This window comes from Bradyrhizobium zhengyangense (assembly GCF_022012555.1).
In the GTDB taxonomy this organism is placed as follows: Bacteria; Pseudomonadota; Alphaproteobacteria; order Rhizobiales; family Xanthobacteraceae; genus Bradyrhizobium; species Bradyrhizobium zhengyangense.
The window spans coordinates 764,519-784,034 of sequence record NZ_JAKLTZ010000003.1 but is presented as its reverse complement, the minus strand read 5'-3'; the positions used below and the strand labels follow the sequence as shown (position 1 = coordinate 784,034).

The 19,516-nt window shown below is 62.9% G+C and carries 21 protein-coding genes; 11 read left to right on the top strand and 10 right to left on the bottom strand.

Annotation, left to right across the window (positions count from 1 at the left end; all coding sequences use genetic code 11):
* Position 1: 1 nt before the first annotated feature.
* The 7 genes from L6639_RS14390 to pncA all read right to left on the bottom strand — a co-directional run bounded on the left by L6639_RS14390 (position 2) and on the right by pncA (position 7,549).
* A complete protein-coding gene (locus tag L6639_RS14390; RefSeq protein WP_237862337.1) occupies positions 2-1,639 on the bottom strand; it encodes an ABC transporter substrate-binding protein in 1,638 nt (545 codons plus the stop codon).
* A gap of 27 nt (positions 1,640-1,666) precedes the next feature.
* Positions 1,667-2,482, bottom strand: coding sequence for a sugar phosphate isomerase/epimerase family protein (locus L6639_RS14385; protein WP_237862336.1), 816 nt, complete (start codon positions 2,480-2,482; stop codon positions 1,667-1,669).
* A gap of 384 nt (positions 2,483-2,866) precedes the next feature.
* Positions 2,867-3,079 (bottom strand): hypothetical protein, encoded by a 213-nt coding sequence (locus tag L6639_RS14380; RefSeq protein ID WP_237862335.1) that lies wholly within the window; start codon positions 3,077-3,079, stop codon positions 2,867-2,869.
* A gap of 130 nt (positions 3,080-3,209) precedes the next feature.
* Positions 3,210-3,593: a GrlR family regulatory protein gene (locus L6639_RS14375; protein WP_237862334.1), complete on the bottom strand. Its 384-nt coding sequence runs from the start codon at positions 3,591-3,593 to the stop codon at positions 3,210-3,212.
* A 37-nt stretch (positions 3,594-3,630) separates the two neighbouring features.
* The gene (locus tag L6639_RS14370) at positions 3,631-5,664 is read right to left on the bottom strand and encodes an NAD(+) synthase (RefSeq protein WP_237862333.1); all 2,034 of its coding nucleotides are present in this window, start codon (positions 5,662-5,664) and stop codon (positions 3,631-3,633) included.
* A 126-nt stretch (positions 5,665-5,790) separates the two neighbouring features.
* On the bottom strand, positions 5,791-6,906 hold the full coding sequence (locus tag L6639_RS14365; protein ID WP_377818701.1) for an alpha/beta fold hydrolase: 1,116 nt from the start codon (positions 6,904-6,906) through the stop codon (positions 5,791-5,793).
* Between the two features lie 16 nt (positions 6,907-6,922).
* A complete protein-coding gene (gene pncA / locus L6639_RS14360) occupies positions 6,923-7,549 on the bottom strand; it encodes a bifunctional nicotinamidase/pyrazinamidase (RefSeq protein ID WP_237862331.1) in 627 nt (208 codons plus the stop codon).
* Between the two features lie 254 nt (positions 7,550-7,803).
* Between pncA and glk the strand changes: the two genes are divergently transcribed.
* From glk to L6639_RS14345, 3 genes are all read left to right on the top strand, one after another.
* Positions 7,804-8,772, top strand: a complete 969-nt coding sequence (glk, locus tag L6639_RS14355) for a glucokinase (protein ID WP_237862330.1) — start codon at positions 7,804-7,806, stop codon at positions 8,770-8,772.
* Between the two features lie 143 nt (positions 8,773-8,915).
* Positions 8,916-9,119, top strand: coding sequence for a hypothetical protein (locus tag L6639_RS14350; protein WP_237862329.1), 204 nt, complete (start codon positions 8,916-8,918; stop codon positions 9,117-9,119).
* Positions 9,120-9,271: 152 nt separating this feature from the next.
* A complete protein-coding gene (locus L6639_RS14345) occupies positions 9,272-9,421 on the top strand; it encodes a hypothetical protein (protein WP_237862587.1) in 150 nt (49 codons plus the stop codon).
* Positions 9,422-9,504: 83 nt separating this feature from the next.
* Here L6639_RS14345 and L6639_RS14340 read toward each other — a convergent pair whose 3' ends face one another.
* Positions 9,505-9,882 (bottom strand): response regulator, encoded by a 378-nt coding sequence (locus tag L6639_RS14340; protein ID WP_237862328.1) that lies wholly within the window; start codon positions 9,880-9,882, stop codon positions 9,505-9,507.
* Positions 9,883-10,008: 126 nt separating this feature from the next.
* The gene (locus L6639_RS14335; protein ID WP_237862327.1) at positions 10,009-10,827 is read right to left on the bottom strand and encodes a Spy/CpxP family protein refolding chaperone; all 819 of its coding nucleotides are present in this window, start codon (positions 10,825-10,827) and stop codon (positions 10,009-10,011) included.
* 485 nt (positions 10,828-11,312) lie between these two features.
* Between L6639_RS14335 and L6639_RS14330 the strand changes: the two genes are divergently transcribed.
* The 6 genes from L6639_RS14330 (at position 11,313) to L6639_RS14305 (ending at position 17,409) form a co-directional block, all read left to right on the top strand.
* Positions 11,313-12,653: an ABC transporter substrate-binding protein gene (locus L6639_RS14330; protein ID WP_237862326.1), complete on the top strand. Its 1,341-nt coding sequence runs from the start codon at positions 11,313-11,315 to the stop codon at positions 12,651-12,653.
* Between the two features lie 132 nt (positions 12,654-12,785).
* Complete coding sequence (locus tag L6639_RS14325; RefSeq protein ID WP_237862325.1) at positions 12,786-13,724, top strand: carbohydrate ABC transporter permease; 939 nt, start codon at positions 12,786-12,788, stop codon at positions 13,722-13,724.
* A complete protein-coding gene (locus tag L6639_RS14320) occupies positions 13,724-14,629 on the top strand; it encodes a carbohydrate ABC transporter permease (RefSeq protein ID WP_237862324.1) in 906 nt (301 codons plus the stop codon). The genes L6639_RS14325 and L6639_RS14320 overlap by 1 nt, the downstream gene beginning before the upstream one ends.
* Before the next feature lie 6 nt (positions 14,630-14,635).
* Positions 14,636-15,736 carry an ABC transporter ATP-binding protein gene (locus L6639_RS14315; protein ID WP_237862323.1) on the top strand — a complete coding sequence of 367 codons (1,101 nt, stop codon included), beginning with the start codon at positions 14,636-14,638 and terminating at the stop codon, positions 15,734-15,736.
* Positions 15,737-15,771: 35 nt separating this feature from the next.
* On the top strand, positions 15,772-16,761 hold the full coding sequence (locus tag L6639_RS14310; protein ID WP_237862322.1) for a hydroxyacid dehydrogenase: 990 nt from the start codon (positions 15,772-15,774) through the stop codon (positions 16,759-16,761).
* 171 nt (positions 16,762-16,932) lie between these two features.
* Entirely contained in the window at positions 16,933-17,409 is a 477-nt protein-coding gene (locus tag L6639_RS14305; protein WP_237862321.1) for a hypothetical protein, read from the top strand.
* Positions 17,410-17,469: 60 nt separating this feature from the next.
* On the opposite strand, the gene L6639_RS14300 is transcribed toward L6639_RS14305, so the two are convergent.
* Positions 17,470-17,967: a DUF1993 domain-containing protein gene (locus tag L6639_RS14300; RefSeq protein WP_237862571.1), complete on the bottom strand. Its 498-nt coding sequence runs from the start codon at positions 17,965-17,967 to the stop codon at positions 17,470-17,472.
* Positions 17,968-18,081: 114 nt separating this feature from the next.
* Between L6639_RS14300 and L6639_RS14295 the strand changes: the two genes are divergently transcribed.
* Together L6639_RS14295 and L6639_RS14290 are read left to right on the top strand one after the other, a co-directional pair.
* Positions 18,082-18,864, top strand: a complete 783-nt coding sequence (locus L6639_RS14295) for a transporter substrate-binding domain-containing protein (protein WP_237862320.1) — start codon at positions 18,082-18,084, stop codon at positions 18,862-18,864.
* A gap of 1 nt (position 18,865) precedes the next feature.
* Entirely contained in the window at positions 18,866-19,366 is a 501-nt protein-coding gene (locus tag L6639_RS14290) for a hypothetical protein (protein ID WP_237862319.1), read from the top strand.
* Positions 19,367-19,516: the final 150 nt, after the last annotated feature.

The window sequence follows — 19,516 nt, the reverse complement described above, 5'->3', positions numbered from 1 at the left end:
CCTACGCCTCGAAATTGCCGGCGCGGAAATCCATCGCGAACGCCGGGGCCGCCTTCCATTTGATCGATTTCGGCTTGGCCGTGAAGGTCGCGTTCTGGTGCAGCACCGTGTAGGCGGGGTCCTCGCGCTCGGCGATCTCCAGCATCCGGTGGAAAGCTTTCTTGCGTGCCGCGCGGTCGGTCGAGGTCTCCAGGAACTCGGAGAGCTTGTTCAGCTCGGCGTTGGTCCATTCGCCGATCTGCTGCTGCTGGCCGTTCGGACCATGCTGGGCAACCAGCGACGACACCGGATCGTTGAAGGCCGCCGAGTTCGACCAGTCGCGCACCGCACGCGTCGGCGCGCGTTCCATGATCTGCGACCAGTTCTCCTTGGTCTCGATCTCAACGTTGAGACCAACCGACTTCCACATCTCGACCAGCACCTGCGCGGTCGCGACCTGATTGGTGTAGTAATTGTTGAGCAGGCGGTACGGGATCGGATCGCCTTTGTAGTTCGCCTGCCTCAACAGATCCTGCGCGAGCTTGGGATCATAGGCGGGCACGTCCCAATCGGCGTTGAACATGTCGCCATAGAACTCCCACTGCAGGCCCTTCGGCACGCGGGTGCGGCCGGCCCACAGACTGTCGACGATGGCCTGCCGGTCGATGGCGTGGGTGAAGGCGCGGCGCACCAGCGGGTTGGCGAGCACGGCGTGGTTCTTGTCGAACACCGTCAGGCGGTGATTGAGGATGGTGCCGCCCTGCACCTCGAACGCGGAATTCTTCTCGATGCCGGCGATCTGGTCCGGCGGGATGTCGCAGGCGAACTGATATTCGCCCGAGAGCAGCCCGTTGATGCGGCTCGCCACTTCAGGGACTTCCAGGAAGCGGATGCGCTTGAGCGGCGGACGGCCGCCCCAATATCCGTCGTGCGCTTCCAGCGTCAGCGACACGTCGGGCTTGAGCTCGACGACCTTGTAGGGACCGGTGGTGACAGGCTTGCGCGCCCAGTCGAGATAGCTTGCGGATTCGTCCCAGGCGCGGCGGTTGGCGATGTCGGAGCCATAGCGCGACAGCCGGCCCTCGATGGTGACGTCGGGCGTCGCGTTGTAGAAGCGCACTGTGTATTTATCGACGGCGTCGACGCGCACGAGGTCCGGCCAGATGCGGCGCGCAACCGCGGGCACGTCGGGTGGCAATTCCTTGCCGGGCTTCGGCATCGGGATCTTCTCGAACGCCTGAATGGTGCTGCGGCTCTTGGCCTCGGTCTCGCCGAACATGCGCTCGCGGCTGAAGGTGAAGAGAACGTCCTCGGCCGTCAGCTCGTCGCCATTGTGGAATTTCACGCCCTGGCGCAGCTTCACTTCCACAGTCTGGTCGTCGATGCGGCGCCATTCGGTGGCAAGACCGGGCATGGCCTCGAGATTGCCGCGCCAGTTCTTGGAAATCAGGCCTTCCCAGATTGATGAGAAGAACACGCGCTCGCCGACGTTGGACTGCTCGCGCAACACGTCGAGCACGTTGGCGTTGGTCACCTTCTGCACCGCGATCGTCACCGACGGACGGTTGTCGGCCTGCCCAATCGCAAAGCGTGGCAGCAGCAGCGTGCCGGCGGCGGCACCGCCGGACTTAAGGATCGTACGACGGGTAAGCTTGCTCATGGCGGTGACCCTGCCCTCTGATGTCTGTTATTCGGCGAGACCGAGCGCGGCGAGATGCGCCGCACCCTTGCGGACGTCGTCATGGTTGCGCAGTTCGAGGATCAGCCGCGGATTGGAATTCAGCCGGTCGAGCGCACGGAACACGGCCACCCAGGGGATGTTGCCTTCACCCGGCGCCCAGTGGCGGTCGGCAAAACCGTCGGTGTCCTGGAGATGCACATGCGTCAGCATGTCGCCGGCGGTCTCGACGTAATAATCGACGGGCGGCGCACCGGTGGAGATGTGGGCGTAGTTGGCGTGGCCGGTGTCGAGCGAGACACGGACCTTGCTGCTTTCGAGCGCCTTGGCGAGACGGACGCGGTCGCGCGGGTCCTTGTCCTCGATGTTCTCGATGACGATCTCGCAGCCGATGGTCTCGGCGCGCGCGATCACCTCAGCCAGCGTCGCCTTGACGCGCTCGACGATGTTGGTGCGGTTATCAGGATAGAGATCGAGGTTGTTGTGATCCCAGGTGGTGAAGGGCGAATGCATGACCATCTGCGTCGCGCCGAGGAATTCCGCAGCATCAAGGCCTTGCAGCAGCCGCTTGGTCACGGCCTGGCGGATCAGGGGATCGTGGCTGTCGATCTTGAAGCCCCAGAACGGACCGTGGATGCCGAGGCGCCCGGTGTGGCCCGACAGCATCTGCTTGATTTCAGCGGCGGGCGTGCGCCAGTCGCCGTCAAGCAGATCGGCGCGGAAGAAATCCTGAATTTCGAGATCGCGCTGCCGTTCGAGAAGCCAGTCGCGATGAGCGGGGATCGACTTGATGGACAGTGCGGCGCCCAACACCGGCTTCGACATGACTTGCTCCCTTGATCGTCAGCGATGACGGAGAGCAGCGCTAGACCAGTTCAATGACAGGCCGGTGAAATCGAGGTTCCGCAAGCTGCATGAGATGTGGACATCGTGTCGCGCGCTTGCATGATTTCGTGCAGCGGCAAATGCAGCGTGCGCATGCGCATACATCCGCGTGCTGGATCAAGTGTTTTTCAGTCCGTAGTGATCCGGAATGGAATCCTAACCACAACTCGCGTACATCGCGGGACATCGATCGGCGGCCACTTCCACGGGCATCACCCTCTGATCGCGCACCATGGGGTTGGGGGACCACATGGGGCGGGGGATTGAAGGCTGGGGCAAGGTGACGAGGTCCGGACTCCTAGGCACTCCGGACCTCGGAACTTTCTACTTCGAACGCAATTTCGCGCCGCCGGCTTTATGAGCCGCGCGGCGCGAAGTCGTTTTGGCGGAGCCTTGCCGGTCCAGCACCCGGCGCGTTTGCGGATCGATAGTCACCGTGCAGTCACCCTGCCCTTGCGTCGCGACCATGATATCGCCGGCGGCGGTACCGAGCGGGATCGGGGTGGATGAGCCGCCGCCCGGCATCTGAACCGTCACGCTCAGTGAATCCGTCCACGCACTCGAGCCCACCGTTGACGGCTCGATTTCAATGACAGACGCGAACGCCCCGTCGGTACGAATGTTCCTGAGCCGAATCGTCGTTCGCTCGTGGGAAGATCAGGTCGCCCTACATCGCATCCTTTAATGTCAGCCGCGCCGTGAACGTCACGCTGGTCTTGCCGACCAGCGCCATGCCTTCAACCTCCGCACCGCCGGCCGAGTAGTCCCCCGAAAAGCCGCAAGTGACTTCCCTGCCTCCGAAGGCGAGAGTCCTTCCGACCGCCTCGGTGTGCTGGTTGACGATCATGTCGCCGCGCCACTTGCCGTTCCGGAAGGTGTAGCTGCCCGTATAGTAGAAATAGCTGTCGCCACCCATGATGCGCCCGTCGCACAGCACGACCACGCCTCTCGCCTGACCGCGCTTGCCGTCACGCATCTCGATGTCGAAGATGTAGAGGCCGTTGACGACCCTGGCCTCCTCGCCCGCTTCCGACCCGTCCCCGGCCGACATCAGATCGTCTCCCTGGCAATGCCGACCCGCCGCGCCCTCAGCTCGGCACGTTTCGCTCGAGGTCCTCGAGCCAGGCCGCGGCGCTGGAATCCGACGGCGCGCGCCAGTCACCACGCGGTGACAGCGAGCCGCCGGCTGAAACTTTTGGCCCGTTTGGCATCGCCGAGCGCTTGAACTGGCTGAAGGCGAAGAACCGTCGCAGGAACACCTCAAGCCAGCGGCGGATCTCCTTAAGATCGTATGCGCGACGTTTATCGGCCGGGAATGCCGGCGGCCATTCGCCCTCGGCGACATCCTTCCACGCCTGGAACGCCATGAAGGCGATCTTGGACGGCCGCAGGCCGAAGCGCAGCGTGTAGAACAGGTTGAAATCCTGCAATTCGTAGGGCCCGACGGAAGCCTCGGTGCTTTGCGGCTTCTCGCCCGGCTTCACGGGAACCAGCTCCGGCGAGATTTCGGCCGAGAGGATTGAGGCCAGGGTTCCGTTCACATCGCGGCTGAACTGCTTCGAAGCAATCACCCAGCGGATCAGATGCTGGATCAGCGTCTTCGGCACGCCGGCGTTGACGTTGTAATGCGCCATCTGGTCGCCGACGCCATAGGTGCACCAGCCCAGCGCGAGTTCGGAGAGGTCGCCGGTGCCGATGACGATGCCGCCATGATGGTTGGCGAGCCGGAACAGATAGTCGGTGCGCAGGCCCGCCTGCACGTTCTCGAAGGTGACGTCGTAGACCTTCTCGCCTTTGCCGAAGGGATGGCCGATGTCCTTCAGCATCTGCGTGGCGGTGGTGCGGATGTCGAGCTCCTGCCAGGTGGTCTGCAACGCCTTCATCAGCGCCAGTGCATTGGTCTTGCTTTCGCTGCCGGTGGCGAAGCCCGGCATGGTGTAGGCCAAAATATTCTCGCGCGGCAGGCCGAGCAGGTCGACGGCCTTGGCGGCGACGATCAGCGCGTGGGTGGAATCGAGGCCGCCCGATACGCCGATCACAACACGCTTGGTGCCGGTGGCGCGCATGCGCTGCACGAGGCCCGCGACCTGGATGTTGTAGGCCTCGTAGCAGTCCTGCTCGAGCAAATGCTCGTCGCTCGGCACGAACGGGAAACGCTCGACCTTGCGCAGGAAGCCGATATCCGCGGACGGCGGCTTGAGGGCGAATGTCACTTTCCGGAATAGCGCTTCGCGCTGCCGGCGGTTGTCGTCGAACGTGCCCATCAAGGCACGCTCCTGCCTGAGCAGGTCGAGGTCGACGTCGGCCATCGTGATCTGGCCGTCCTGCCTGAAGCGCTCGCCCTCGGCCAGCAGCACGCCATTCTCGTAGATCGAGGTCTGGCCGTCCCAGGCGAGGTCCGTGGTGGATTCCCCGGCGCCTGCGGCGGAATAGACATAGGCCGCAAGGCAGCGCGCCGAGGTCGACTGGCAGAGCAGCGCACGCGAGCGCGCCCGGCCGATCGTGATCGGGCTGCCCGAGAGGTTGATCAGCATGCTGGCGCCGGCCAGTGCCAGTTCGGAGGCCGGCGTCACCGGAACCCACATGTCCTCGCAGATCTCGACGCCGATGGTGAGACCGGGCACGTCCTCGGCCGCAAACAGCAGGTCGGTGCCGAACGGCGCCTGGAGCTTGCCGATGGCAACCGCCTCACCGGCGATGCCGGCGCCCGAGGCGAAATGGCGGCCCTCGTAGAATTCGCGATAGGTCGGCAGATAGATCTTGGGCACGACGCCCAGAATACGGCCGCGGTGAAGGACGACGGCACAATTATAGATGCGATTGCCAAAGCGTAGCGGCGCACCGACGATCAGCACGGTCATCAGGCCCGACGAAGCCTCGACGATCGACGCGAGCCCGCGCTCGACGGCATCGAGCAGTGGATCCTGCTTGACGAGGTCCTCGATCGCGTAGCCGGACAGGCATAGCTCGGAAAACACGGCGACCGCGACCGACTGCGCGTCGCAGGTCTTTGCCGCCGCGATGATCGCCTTCGTATTGGCGGTGGGATCAGCCACATGGGAGGTGGTGACGCAGGCCGCAACGCGCGCAAAGCCGTGGGCGTAGATCGAGTGGAAGCTCATCGCGCAAAGGACCTTAGATCTTGTCGGACCGGCCGCGGCCGGCTCTCGACTCTATGTAGCCCATCGACCGAGCCCCGTGCAGGCCATCCGTCGTCATGCATAACGGATTTGCAAGCCACGCTGATGTCAGGCGCTGCGCGCCAGCACGCCGGAGAGGTCGTTGCGCAGCCATTCGGCGATCCGGGGCCAGGCATGGGCATGGGTCCGCGCACCCATAAACAGACCGAGATGGTCACTCGGCTCCGAGCGTGCTGCGACGAAAGCCGGCGGCGTGCCGAGGAGCTTCCCCGTGGCAAAGGCCTGCGCGGCCGGCACGACATTGTCATCGAGCCCGGCCAGCATGAACACTGGCGCCTTGACGTCCCTCAGGTCGATCGCACGGCCGAGCGCAGTGAAATGACCCGATGCGATCCGATTCTCGCGGAAGATCCAGTTGACGATCTGAAGATAGTAGGTGCCGGGCAAATTGAGCGTTTCGCTGTTCCAGCGGTCGAAGCGCGCCAGCAGGACCGCCCCCTCCTCGTCCGAGAGGTCTCGCTGCAATGCCGCCGCGATGTCGTCGGGGCCTGGCACCTTCGACCAGACATGCAGCATCTCCTCGCCGCTGACATTGCCGCCGCCGCGCGCGACGAGCTGATCGTAGACCATCTCGGGCGCGTTGCGGGCGAGCTGCGCCAGCCTGGACTCGACCGAGAGGTCGACCGGCGCGCCAACCAGCACCAGCCGCCGTACCTTGGCCGGAAAACGCGCCGCATAGAGCAGCGACAGCCAGCCGCCCTGGCACAGGCCGACCAGATCGACCGGCGCGCCGATCTCGTCGACAGCCACGTTGAGATCGGACAGATAGCTGTCGATCGAGAGGTGGCGCATCTCAGGCGTGGCCGAGCGCCAGTCGGTAAGATAGACCCGATCGATACCGCCCTGTTGCAGCGACTGCACCACGCTGTGACCGGGTGCAAAATCTGCGATCAGGGCCCGGTGCAGCGCATAGGGCGCGCAAATAAGCGCCGGCTGGCCGGATCGCGTCGGCGCGCAATCCCGCAGCCGCATGGTGGCAAGCTCCAATGCTACGGTGCCTGATGTGGTCCAGGGGAGCTCGCTTTCGCCCTGCTCCGTCGGGCTGCGTTCCAACCACCAGAAGCAGGCATCCATCGCGAGCTTTGCTGCCGCAAACGGCCACAGCATGGGGTCATCGGGGCCACGCCCCGCCTCCTCGGGCTGCTGACTGGTCTTCTCCGCCACCATTACCGATTGATCCTCACAAGAACGCCTCCAGGCTGACGACGGAAATACCGAGCTCCCCAAGACTTCGATGGGTCGCCGCGGCCGAGCCGTCGAGGTCGATGCCACGGCAGGCGTCCTCGATCACTGCAACTTCGAAGCCAGCCTTGCGGGCATCCTCGGCGGAGAAGCGGACGCAAAAATCGAGCGCAAGGCCGGCAACGAAAACGGTCTTCAGCTCGCGCTCGCGCAAATAGCCCAGCAGGCCGGTCGGCGTCGTCTTGTCATTCTCAAACAGCGCCGAATAGGAATCGATCCCGCGGCGAAAGCCCTTGCGCACCACCAGGCTTGCCCGCGTCAGGTCCAGATCCCGATGGAATTCGGCACCAGTCGTGCCCTGGACGCAATGGGTCGGCCACAGCACCTGGGTGCCATAGTCCAACTCGATGGTCTGGAACGGCTGCTTGCCCGGATGGTTCGGCGCGAAGGAGACGTGATTGCCTGGGTGCCAGTCCTGCGTCAGCACCACATTGGCGAATTTTTGGGCGATCCGGTTGATGGCGGGGACGACCTTCTCGCCGCCGGGAACGGCGAGCGCCCCTCCGGTGCAAAAATCGTTCTGCACGTCGATCACCAGCAGCACGTCGCGGTCGGATATCTTCATCGAGAGGCCCCAATCGCTTCCCAATCGCAAGTCCAATGCCGTCTGACCGGCGCATCGGGCGCCGGCCGCTCTCGCCAATGTCGACCTTCCCGCCCGGCTTCGCAACCACCGTCCTGAATGCAACGCTTTTGGGGGGTCCGTGTTGACTAGCTGTGCCCAAGAGCGGAATCTCTGGTATCCGCGCCATACGGATCGCAGCGACGAAGCAGAGGAGAACGGTTCCTGTGGCCAAAGGCCACGGCAGCCAAAGGACCATGAGTATCGGCAAGACAGGAAACATTCTTCTCGCCGATATCGGCGGCACCAATGCACGTTTCGCGCTGAGCAATGGCGAGCAGATCGGACCGATCGACTATGTGAAGGTCGCCGACCATCCAACGGTCCGCGAGGCCATCGCCGACGTGCTGCGCCGGGCCGACAGCGAAAAGCCGGTTAGGGCCGTTCTGGCTGTAGCGGGCCCCGTTACCAATAACCGCTGCGTCATGACCAACAGCCCCTGGGTCATCGACGGCAACGAGCTCCAGCCGGCGCTCGGCTTCGACAGCGTCCACGTGCTCAACGATTTCGAGGTGGTGGCCTGGTCCCTGCCCGCCCTGCAGCCGGCCGACCTGATTCCGCTCGGCGGGCAGGACGGCATGCCAGGTGAGCCACTGCTGGTGGTCGGACCCGGGACTGGTTTTGGCGTCTCCTGCCTGGTCGAACGCCACGGCTCCCGGCTCGCTGTCGTCACGGAGGCCGGGCATGCCACCTTGCCGGCGGAGAACGAACGCGAGGAACGGGTAATCGCCTCGATGCGCCGGCGCTTCGGCCATGTCTCGATCGAGCGCGGCGCCCTGTCCGGTTCCGGCCTGCAATCCCTCTACGAGGCGATGGCCGAGGTCGATGAAGCCCAGGTGCCGCAACGCGATGCGGCAGCGATCACCAAGTCGGCGCTGGACGGCTCTTGCCTGCTCAGTCGCGCGACGCTGGAGATGTTTTGCGCCATCCTCGGCTCCGTGGCCGGCAATCTTGCGGTGACCTTCGGCGCCAGGGGCGGCGTCTACATTGCCGGCGGAATCGTCCCACGCTTTCCGGAATTCCTCTTGGCTTCAGCGTTCCGTGCGCGTTTCGAAGCCAAGGGGCGCTTCCAGGATTATTTGCGCAACATCCCGACGCGCCTTGTCATGAAGCCCGACGCAAGCTTCGTCGGCCTGAAGATGTTCGCCGATCACAATCTGGCTTGAGGGGCGCCGGCACGGATCGTCTGTCTCCGGCAATTCACAGCTGACTGCGGCCAATCCGCAGTTCCATGCAGGATCGTGCTTGCCCGTTTGCGTCCGATGCGAAACAATCCCGGCGTGTGTGGCGTACGTATCGGGGGCGTGACATGCGTAAGCAGGATGTAGGATTCGACTATCACCGCTATCACCGGCTGCTGACCGAGGCGGATGATGAAACGAAGCGGGTAGCGCTGATCGAGCTGTTGATCGAGGAAAAAGCGAGGGACCGCTTGGCCGCACAGCGTGCCTCGGACCGCGCCGCCATGACGGCCCACACCATTGCGACGGTGCTAAGGGGCGGCCGCAACTAACGCTTGCAAGGCCTGACGCCCGGCGGCCAGGAGTCTGCGATCGATTGCGATTCCGTTAAGTATCCTTGGCAATCCTGTATCAAACTTTCTGCTCTAGAAGTTCCCTCACCTGATGCAATTCAGGATTAAACAGAGGGGGAATGAACATGAGCATGATTTCGCTCGCCGAAATGCCGGCTGCCATCCAGACCCGGTCGAACGATTATTCTTTTAAAGCGATTGTCATCTTCTGCTGCCTGGGCCTCATTGCCTCGTTCAGCCTGATGGCGCAGGGCGTCGACCTCAGCGCCGGCCTGATGTGATTCACTGACGGACCTTCCGTCACCAAATGGCCGCCCCTTTCGGGCGGCCATTTTCATGGGCGATGCCTCCACTGTCGACGGTGTCAGTGCGGCACTTTGGCGGGCATATCCGGAAACAGCGAGTCGATGATGCTCTTGAGCTGATCGAGCGCTATCGGCTTGCGCAGAATTGGCCGGCGCCGGAGCAAGGACGGCAGCAATTCCGGCCCGTAACCGGTGGCAAACAGAAACGGCTTGCCGCGCCGCTCGATCAGATCGGCGACCGGATCGACATAAACGCCCATCAGATTGATGTCGAGGATCGCGAAATCGTACTGCGCGGTCATCGCAAAAGCGCTCGCATCGCGCACATTGTCCGCTTCCGCGACGACATGGTGGCCAAGCTCTTCCACCATGTCAGCCATCATCATCCGGATCAACGCCTCGTCTTCGACCAGGAAAACGGAGAGTCCGTCCGCCATATCAACCCCGCAAGCCTCGTTGCGAAGCTAAGCATACCCCATTTGCGAAAAGGATTCACGAATTCGTGGCCTTCAAATTCCACCAATGCATGCAATCCGATTCAAGCTCGATCAATCCAAATCTGGTCAATCCAGCCCGCGCTCATGGCTGAGGCGAACCATCTCCTGGATGAACACCTGCTTCTGCTTGTCATCGAGGCTCGAGTACAGCGGCTCGGCCGCATCGGCGACATTGCGCTGGTCGGCGGCGCGGTCGATCAGGAACTGCGCCTCGTTGCGCATCTGCTCGATAATGTCGTCGGGCGGATCGCGCTTGGCCCGCTCCATCCGCAGGTTGAGTCGCTCCGCGCCATTGTGCCCGAGATAGTGCATGGCACTGGAGAAGCCGAACCAGTTCTTCTCCTGATCGGGCGTGAGATTCAGCTCGGTCTTGATCCGCTCGATATAGGAATCGCTGTTGGCGACGATCTGGTCGGCGGTCAGTTGCGGCGCGCCGGGCTGGGTCAGGACCGTGACGTCCTTATTGTCCTTGGTGTCCTGGGGAGCGTTCTTGGCTTCCTTGCTCGCCTTGGCTCCCTTGGCGCCTTTTGCTGTCTTGGCGTCCTTGTCCTTGGCCGGGCCCGACTGCTTGGCGTCCTTCGCATCCTTGGAAGCGTCCTTACCAGCATCCTTGCTGGCGTCCTTGGCTGCCGGCGCCTGGCCGTTGTTGTTATTCCCGACGCCGAGCACACCGGTGAATACGCCGACCACGCCGCCGATGGCGCCGCCGAGGACGCCTCCGACAGGACCCGCCGCCTTGTTACCAGCCGCGGCTCCGTCCTGGACGCCCTTGACCAAACCTTGTGCATTCGCAACCGCGGACGCGCCGACAAGCAGTGTCAGCACGGACCCGAGCGCGAGCCATCGTCGCAGGCCAAGCCGCGCAGGCGGCGCCGGGTTGATCATTTGGGTCTCCATCTCGATCTGCTTGCCTTCTCAAGGAAACGGCAGGCCTCCTGCCGGTTGCAACTCTACCGTTTTCGCCGAGCCGAGGTCTAGGTACGGACATCGCTGTCCCCGCTCGAAAGAGCTTTGGCGCGAAGCGGCGATGCAAGCCTATTCGGAACTACGGCGTAATTGCGCACGGGTCATTTGCGGCTTCGCTCCACGTGTGCATCGCAATAAGAGCTGCCGCAGCTCATGACCGACGACGTGCGCCGTCGCTGCCCCATACACAACGTTAGTTCTAGAGCGCGACGCATTCGGCTTTCTCGACAGACGCAATCAATCATGATCTGATCGCGCTACCAATTTGCCGCGTCCCCTCGCGTGAATCTGCCGCTGGGGATGACGAGGCCAAAAAGAAACGTCCAACAACAAAATCAAAAACAAACTTGGGAAATTCAAAGGAAACGACAGAACAATAAAACAAACCAAGGCGAGGAAACGAGATGTCACGCAAGACACTGACGCGACGTCAATTTGTGGCTGCCACTGCAATGTCCTCCACGGCGCTGATCGCAGCGCCCTATGTCCGAGGCGCTTACGCCGCCGGCAAACTCTCGATCGGTTTCTGGGACCACTGGGTGCCCGGCGCCAACGATGCCTCCACCGCACTCGTCAAGGAATGGGGTGAGAAGGAAAAAGTTGAGGTTTCGATTGATTACATCACCAGCAACAACAAGAAGATTGAGCTGACCGCGGCGGCCGAAGCACAGGCCAAGTCGGGTCACGACATTCTTCAGATGCCGAGCTGGTGGCCGCACGCTTATTCCGAAAACCTCGAGCCGCTCAACGACGTCATGGAGCCGCTCATCAAGCAGAATGGCGAGGTCAACGGCACTGTCAAATATCTGGCGCAGTCGGGCGGCAAATGGCTTGCAGTACCGGCAACCCCAGGAAGCCAGATCAAGGGCCCCTGCTCCCGTATCGATCTCATGAAGAAGCACGCGGGCATCGACGTCCAGGAGATGTACCCGGCCGGCGGCCCGCCGAAAGATGACAATTGGACGTTGGAGACATTCCTGAAGGCGGCGGAAGCCTGTCAGAAGGCCGGCTTCCCCTTCGGCATCGGTCTCGGCGAGACCACCGACAGCGTCGATACGGCGGGTGCAATCTTCCAATCGTTTGGCGCCGAGCTCGTCAATGCCAAGGGCGACGTCACCGTCAAGACTGACGCGGTGCGGCAGGCACTCGAATTCTACAAGAAGCTGATCGCCGTGTTGCCAGCCGATGCGCCGTCCTGGGATGACGCCTCCAACAACAAATGGCTGATCTCGGGCCGCGGCGCGATGATCATGAACCCACCGAGCGCCTGGGCCGTTGCCAAGCGCGATGCGCCGCAGGTCGCCGAGCAATGCTGGACTCATGGTTTCCCGTCGGGGCCGAAGGGCCGCTTTGCGCCGTTCCTTCCTTATTTCTGGGGCGTCTGGAGCTTCGGCAAGAACAAGGAGGCGGCCAAGAGCCTGCTCGTCCATCTGTCTTCACCCGCGGCGATTGAAAAGTTCGTCGTGGCGAGCGGCGGATACGATCTCCCGGCCTACGCGAACATGACGAAGCTCAAGACCTGGGCCGAGGAAGGGCCGCCCAAGGGCACGCTGTTCCACTATCCGGATCCCTACCATCGTCAGACCCTGTCGATCGCCGCGTCACCGGCGCCGCCGAAGATCGCCCAGCAGATCTATTTCCAGGCCACGCTGACCAAGATGGCGTTGCGCTTCGCGCAGGGTGAGAAGATGGAAACCGCGCTCGCCTGGGCCGAGGACGAGTGCGAGGGTTTTATGCGGACCTGAGCCGGGTGTGTGCCAAGGCGGTTCGTGCCTCCGGGCATGAGCCGCCAAGGCGCGCTCGCACTCCGTCCGCATGACAAAGGAGTCGACCGGTCGCCGGCTTCCTCCTTCATCTTCCGTCAGAAAGCTCATTCCATGGCCGATGTCGTCGTTCAGCAAGGTCGCCTCGTCCGCAACGCGCGCCCGCGAAAAGCTTCGGGTCTGCGCAACATGCTGGGCCGGAAATCGACCGTGGCGTTCTTCCTGACGCTGCCACTGATCCTTCTGATCGCGTTGCTCGTGCTCTACCCCGCCTTCTTCTCGCTATATCTGGCGACGCTGAACAAGGCGATGACCAAATTCGTTGGGCTGGGCAATTTCACCTTCCTGTTCAAACGCGAGACGTTCTGGATGGTGGTGAAGCAGTCTTGCATCTTTGCGGTCACCGCCGTGGTCTTCAAGGCACTGATCGGCTTCATCGTCGCGCATTTCGTTCACAACATTCCCGGCAAGAAGCAGCGCAAATGGCGCGGCATGCTGCTGGTGCCCTGGGTGATTCCGCCGGCGATGAGCACGCTGGCCTGGCTGTGGCTGTTCGATCCGTCCTATAGCGCCTTTAACTACACGCTCTCCTTCTTCGGCGTCGGCCCGATCCCCTGGCTCGGTGAGACCTTCTGGGCACGCTTCTCCGTCATCCTTGTCAACGTCTGGTACGGCGCGCCGTTCTTCCTGATCATGTACCTGGCCGCGCTCAAATCGGTTCCCGACCAGCTCTATGAGGCGGCGGCGATCGACGGCGCCAATTGGTGGCAGAAGATCTGGTACATCACGCTGCCGATGATGCGCAACATCATCGCGATCACCACGCTGTTCTCGCTGATCGTGACCTTCGCCAATTTCGACATCGTGCGCATCCTGACCTCGGGCGGACCGCTGGACACGACGCATCTGTTCGCCACCTGGGCATTCCAGGTCGGCATCCAGAGCAGCGACATTCCGCTCGGCGCCTGCGTCTCGCTGTTCATGGTGCCGATCCTCGCCGTCGCGGCGATCTTCATCCTGCGCGACGTCTCCAAACGCGGGAATGAAGCCTGATGAGTACGCTCGTAATCGACAAGGCTGGACCGACCCGCAAACTCGGCAGCATGAGCCGGGATCGCGCCTGGGCATTGCGCTGGTCCTATTTCTTCCTGGTGTTGTTTGCGATCTTCTTCCTGACGCCGCCAGTTTACATGCTGATCACCTCGCTCAAGAGCAGCGCAGAGATCTCGGCGGCAACCAACCCGTGGTGGGTGTTTCACCCAACGCTCTCGAACTATGTCGAGCTGCTGACCTCGAACCAGTTTTTGCGATTCTTCTGGAATTCGTCGATCATCTCGATCGTGGTCGTGATCGTGACGATGCTGATCAGCATCCCCGCGGCGTTCGCTCTGGCGCGGATGAAATTCTGGGGATCGGCGACGCTCGCGACCGGCGTGTTCCTGACTTATCTGATCCCGGACAGCCTGCTGTTCATTCCGCTGTTCAAGATGCTGGCGATGATCCAGGACTTCACCGGCATCACGCTCCTGAACCGCTGGTATGTGCTGGTGTTCATCTATCCGACGCTGACGGTGCCGTTCTGCACCTGGATCATGATCGGCTATTTCGCCTCGATCCCGAAGGAGCTCGACGAGGCCGCGATCATCGACGGCGCCTCCTGGCTCCAGACGCTGCTGCGCATCTTCATTCCGGTGGCACTGCCCGGGCTGATCGCGGCGACCATCTTCGCGTTCACGGTGTCCTGGGCCCAGTTCCTCTATCCCCTGGTGTTCACGACATCGGTCGACCAGCTCGTGCTGCCGGTCGGCATCACCACCACGCTGATCAAGGGCGACGTCTTCAACTGGGGGCAGATCATGACCGGCGCGCTGCTCGGCGCGGCCCCGCCGCTGATCATCTACGCCTTCCTGATGGACTACTACATTGCTGGCCTGACTGCCGGCGCGACAAAGGGTTGAATGCTCATGGCCGACGTTTCCTTGCGTAAGGTGATCAAGCGCTACGATGATGTCGAAGCCGTCCGTGGTATCGACCTTGATATCGCCGACCACGAGTTCATCGTGCTGGTCGGTCCCTCCGGCTGCGGCAAATCGACCACGCTGCGCATGATCGCGGGGCTCGAGGACATCAGCGACGGCGACATCATGATCGGCGGCGACGTCGTCAACGACGTGCCGCCCAAGGATCGCGACATCGCCATGGTGTTCCAGAACTACGCGCTCTACCCGCACATGACGGTTGCCGAGAACATGTCGTTCGGCCTGCGGCTGAAGCACTATCCCAAGGCCGAGATCAAGGCGCGGGTGACCGAAGCCGCACGCTTGCTCGACATCACCGACCTGATCGACCGTAAGCCGAAGCAGCTCTCGGGCGGCCAGCGCCAGCGCGTCGCCATGGGGCGCGCCATCGTGCGCAATCCAAAGGTCTTCCTGTTCGACGAACCGCTGTCCAACCTCGACGCGAAACTTCGCGTGCAGATGCGCATCGAGATCAAGAAGGTGCACCAGAAGGTGCGCACCACGACCGTCTACGTCACCCACGACCAGGTCGAGGCGATGACGCTGGCCGATCGTGTGGTGGTGATGAACAAGGGACGGATCGAGCAGATCGGCACGCCAAACGAGCTCTACCACAAGCCGGCGACGCGTTTTGTTGCAGGCTTCATCGGCTCGCCCGCGATGAATTTCATCCCCTGTCGGCTGGAGGATGCCGGCGGCACGCTCCAGATCCGCCTCACCGACCGCATCGCCTTTGCATTGCCGTCGGCGCGCGCCGCGCGCTACAACGCGCTGCCGCGTACCGACAAGCTGCTGCTTGGCATCCGCCCCGAGCATCTCACCGAGTCGCATGCGCATCTAGGGTCGGGAGTCGAGAGCTTCGACACCGTGCTCGACGTCACCGAGCCGATGGGAATGGAGACGCTGGTCTATTTCGGGCTCGACGGCACGCCGGTCTGCGGCCGTGTCGACCCCAATGCCGGCGCCAAGGACGGGGCTCCCATGCGTTTGGCGATGGACCTCAACAACATGCACCTGCTAAACGAGGAGACCGGCGCCGTGCTGTGACGCCGGTCTAAGAAACTTGGAGCAGGCGGGGAGCGATGGCGACCAACAAGAAGAAGATTTTCGTTACACAAACTTTGTCGCAAGGGGCGCGCGCCCTCCTCACCCAGCGAGACGATATCGAACTCGTCGAGTTTGCGAACCTGATCTCCGCCAAGGATTTTGAGGCTCTGCTGAAGAGTCACGCGCCGGTCCACGGCGTGGCGCTCGGCGCCACCGCGTTCGGCGAGACCGAACTCGAGGCGGCCCGCGACATGAAAGTCGTGACCCGGATCGGCGTCGGCTACGACGCCGTCGATGTACCCGCGCTCTCCCGCCGCAAGGTGCCGCTGATGGTCGCGGGTAGCGCGAACTCGCCCTCGGTGGCCGAGCAGGCGCTGTTCATGATGCTGACGCTGGCCAAGCGCGCCAATGAGATGCATGCCTGCGTCAAGGACGGCCAATGGGCCAACCGGCTCGGCATGCTGCCGTTCGATCTCTACGGCAAGACCGTGCTGATCATCGGCTTCGGCCGCATCGGCAGCCGCACCGCCAAGCGCTGTCAGGCGATGGAAATGAAGGTGCAGGTCTACGACCCCTATAAGCCTGCCGCCGACATCAAGACCGCCGGCTGCGAGCCGGTCACTGATCTCGACGCGGCGCTGCCGAACGCCGACTTCGTCACCATCCACTGCCCGAAGACACCTGAGACCGTCGGCCTGTTCGATGCTGACAGGATCGGCCGGATGAAGCCAAGGTCCTATCTGATCAATACCGCCCGCGGCGGCATCGTGAAGGAGGCCGCGCTGTACGATGCCCTCGTCTCCGGCAAGGTTGCAGGCGCCGGCATCGACGTGTTCGAGGTCGAGCCGCCGCCGGTCAGCAATGCGCTGTTCACGCTGCCCAACGTCATTATGGCCCCGCACGTCGCCGGCGTGACTGTCGAGGCGGTCCAGCGCATGAGCGAGCAGACCGCGCGCAACATCTTGAGTGTGCTCGACGGCGATCCAATCAGGCAGAACATCATCAATCAAGACGTGCTCGGCTGAGGCAAATCCCCGGGGGCGGGCCGCCATTCTACCCGCCTTCGGATGGCCAGAATGCGTCCCATTTTGGTGCAGATCGGGCCCCAACTCAGCCTTAATCAAACCCGCGTAATGTATCCGGCCGCGGCGGCAGTGGGACAGACTTGCCGGCCGCGTCGAGCTGGAGGATGGACCTTGTCAGAGATCGACCCGACCGACCAAGCGCTGGCGACCATCGCCAGCATTTTCGAGCACCCCGAGCCGACCTTCGTTGTCCGGGACACCGAGACGGAGGCGGCCGTCGCTGATGAGCATCCTGCCGTAGCCGAACATTCTACCGTGGACGCGCACGACCATCCCGTGGTCGAGGAGCAGCCGCTGGTGCCGCAGCACCCGGCCGACGCCGACGGCTATAGCAAAGTCGGTCCCGGACCGATGGTGGCGATCCGCCTGAAATGGACGGTCCATCGCGGCGACGACGGCCAGTATTACGTGCACGAGACCATCGGCGAGCAGTCTGCTCCCGTGGTCAGTGGCCCAATGACCAGCGAGGCCGCCGTGCATTTCGTCGACGAACACGAGGACGAGGCCAACAGGCGCTTCGAGCTGCTGCGCAGCGAGATCGCCGGCCGCAGCTCGCTCGCCGATTACGAGCGCAAGGGCGAAGCGTAGTTCCTTTGCCCTATCACTCCGTACACCTCTCCCTGACGGGGAGAGGTGTAGACCAAGCCTCTACTTCCTTCCCAAAAAGTCCTTCTTCACCAACTCGACGCCTGCGTGCCGCAACAGGTCGTACGCGGTCGTGACGTGAAAGAAGAACTGCGGGACGCTGTTGGTGAGCAGCAGCGTCCGCCCGGTAAAGGGCAGCTCGGTCCCGTTCTTCAGCTTGAAGAAGACCTTCAGCTCCGCCGCCGCGTCGATTTCGGCACGCGGAAGACTTTCAATGAACTCGATTGAGGTGGCGATCCGAGCCTGAAGCCCGGCCATGTCGTGCTCCAGCGGCGGCAGCGCAACCGGCTCGCACTGCGCCAGCAGGGCCGGCGCGACTGTGGCGTGGCGGCAGGCCTCGCCGACCTGCTGCGCCAGATCGTACATGTTCGGCGCCATGCGCATGCCGAGCAGGACCGCCGGATTGAACTTGCGGGTCTCGGCATAGGCAACGCCCTTGTCGAGCAGCACGGACAGATTGCGCAGGTAAGGCACGAAGAGGCCGACAGAGGCCTCGTACATCGAGATCGTCACTTCACAATTCCCTTCAATTCCGCCTCGCCAGCGGCCGGCATCTGGTCTAAATCCAACTCAGAAGAGCTGCACAATGACAGCTCGGGCTTGGGTGGAAAAGAGATGACCGTTCGAATCTTGGCGGCTTTGGCCGTCGCACTGCTGATGAACCTTTCGGCTCACGCGCAGCAGGCGTCGCCCTCTCGCCTCGACGAGATCATCAAGCGCGGCACCTTGCGCGTCGGCATGACCGGCGACTACAAGCCCTTCACCTATCTGGACAAGGCAACACAGCAGTTCTCCGGCTTCGACGTCGACATGGCGCAGGCGCTGGGCAAGGCGCTCGGCGTCAAGGTCGAGTTCGTGCCGACGGCCTGGCCGAAGCTGATGAAGGATTTCGAGGCGGACCAGTTCGACATCGCGATGGGAGGCGTCTCCGTGACGCTCGATCGCCAGAAGAAGGGCTACTTCTCGATCCCGATCATGCGCGAGGGCAAGACACCGATCGCGCGCTGCGCCGACGTCGGCAAGTACCAGTCCATTGCCGACATCGACAAGAAAGGCATCCGCGTCATCGTCAATCCCGGCGGCACCAATGAGCGTTTCGCGCGCGCCAACATCAAGGATGCCGACATCACCGTCTTCCCCGACAACACCGAGATCTTCCACGAGATCGCCAAGGGTAACGCTGACCTGATGATGACGGACGCCTCCGAGACCCGCTACCAGCAGAAGCAGAACTCAGGCGTGCTCTGCGCAGTGCATCCGGACAAGCCGTTCGACTTCTCGGAGAAGGCCTACTGGCTCCAGCGCGACATGGCGCTGAAAGCCTTCGTCGACCAATGGCTGCACATCTCCATGGAGGATGGCAGCTACAAGAAGATCTACGCCGCCTGGTTCGACTAGCATGCGGCTGGTGATCGTGTCGGCGACGGCGCTCGCGCTGGCGGGAGCCGGCAGCGCATTCGGGCAGACGCCTTTCACGCCGGCGATGGGCCCCGCCTGCAAGGACCAATGCAAGGAAGGGTTCGGGCTGTGGACCTGCCCAGGTCCGGCCGGCTACGTCGTGCGCTTCGCCGACGAGGGCAACATCGTCTCGCTGATGATTGCGCCGAGGCGCGCGATCGAGAAGGTGCAGGGGCCGACGGCGCAATGGCGCGGTGCCGGCAAAGCCTTTGGCGACAAGGTGCAGTGGATCATGCGCGCCGGCGTCCCCAGGGCCGCGGTGATCCGGACCTGGAGCCGGGTCGGTGACGATGAGCGCGAAATCCAGGAGCTCTCGGTGTTTGCGATCAATGGCGAGAAGGCCTGCCTCGTTGGAGCGGTCGAAATCCACACCGACAAGGCCAACGCGGCGGCCCTCGCCCGTGCCGAGCAGGCCGCGGATTCGCGCTGCCCGGAGAAGTAGGTGGACCACCCGTCCAACTCTGGACCGAGTCCGGCGTTATTGAACCGGGGACCACCGGCAGACGACTCATACGGAGACAGTGATCTAGATCACTTTTCACAGATGAACCGGGGCGTAATCGTCGGTGCGGGGATCAGCTTTTCGGGAGAT